Below are 1,581 nucleotides of genomic sequence, written 5' to 3'. Positions count from 1 at the left end.
GTCTATATACCAGTCTGTTTGCAGGTAACTTAAGTTACAGGTGCGGGCATCCGTACGGAAACCTTCCGTTTCCTGATTGTACCACAATGGGAAGGTATCGTTATCACCATTGGTGTAGATAATCGGGTTGCCTTCTTCCTGCAAAGTCATCAGGTAGTTCTGTCCGAAGTCGCGGGCAACGAAGCGTCCGCTGCGGTCGTGGTCATCCCATGTCTGTCCCGCTATCTGGATGGGGACGAACAAACAGAGCACTGAAGCCAGAACGGCTGCCGGAAGTTCCTGCATCTTGGCATAATCTCGCAACATGCGGATGATACCTGCCACTCCCATACCTACCCAGATGGCAAAGGCATAGAACGAACCGGCATACGCATAGTCTCGTTCACGGGGTTGTGCAGGAGTTTGGTTGAGGTAGAGCACGATAGCGATACCTGTCATAAAGAACAGGAAGAATACCACCCAGAATTGCTGGATACCTCGCTGGCTATGGTAAGCCTGCCAGAAGAGTCCGATTAAGCCGAGAATCAGCGGCAGACAGTAGAATACGTTGTGCCCTTTATTGTTTTTGAGATCTTGCGGAAGCAATTCCTGGTTACCTACCAGTAGGTTGTCGATAAACGGAATACCGGTGATCCAGTTGCCGTGCTCAATTTCTCCGCTACCCTGTATGTCATTCTGCCGTCCGGCAAAGTTCCACATGAAGTAACGCCAGTACATGAAGTTTAGCTGGTAGGAGAAGAAGAATTTGATATTTTCCCATTGGGTAGGCATGTTTACCATCACCATCTCTCCACACTGGTCGTAAGGAACGTCATATCCCTTGATGTCTACCCATTGTTTGTAGAGCGGTGCGTGTGACGAACTGTACATACGCGGGAAAAGCATATTCTGTGCATATTCGTATTCCACACGTCCGGGAAGTTCGATATAAGAGTCTTTTTCGTCGGGCGAAGTCTTTTCCTTGCGGACAAACTTACTTCCTGCTTCCGATTGGCGCGGAATACAATAGCCGTCTTTTACGTCAAGTGCCACTTTCGAAGAGAAAGCAGGGCCGTAGAAGAGCGGACGGGTTCCGTATTGTTCACGGCCGAGGTATTCGCCCAGGGTGAATATATCCTCCGGTGAGTTTTGATCCATCGGAGTGTTGGCAGTAGAACGGATAACGATCAGTGCGTAAGAAGAATACCCGATTACGATCATCATGGTGCACAGCAGGGCTGTGTTCATGGTGCGGGCGGAAATGCGCCATTTCTCCTTAATCTTGGTCTGAATGTTCGGAGCAAGATAAAGACCCAGTGCAGCGATGACCAAGATTCCAATAACAATACTGCTGGCTCCGTGTCCATAGAACGGGATACCCAGTAGGGCAATCGTCAGGATAAAGGAGATAGCCATGCGTGTTTTGTTCTTTTCGGTATAGCTTTCGTATACACCCCAGATCAGAGCGGCTGCAAGTAGAATAATATAAACCACTACACCTGAATTGAACGACATTCCGAGTCCGTTGACAAACAACAACTCGAACCAGCCGCCTACTTTCACAATACCCGGTACGATGCCGTAAAGCACGGCTGCAACGAG

1 pseudogene is annotated in these 1,581 nt (G+C 49.1%); it reads right to left on the bottom strand.

The window, feature by feature from the left end:
* Positions 1–1,581 (bottom strand): annotated as a pseudogene (locus AB5935_RS25575) (hypothetical protein); the annotation flags it as partial.

The sequence above is a fragment of the Phocaeicola sp. RTP21198st1_B8_RTP21198_201120 genome, from assembly GCF_040929485.1.
GTDB classification, from domain to species: domain Bacteria; phylum Bacteroidota; class Bacteroidia; order Bacteroidales; family Bacteroidaceae; genus Phocaeicola; species Phocaeicola dorei.
Note: the sequence above shows the minus strand (reverse complement) of the source record. Positions and strands in the feature narration are given on the sequence as shown.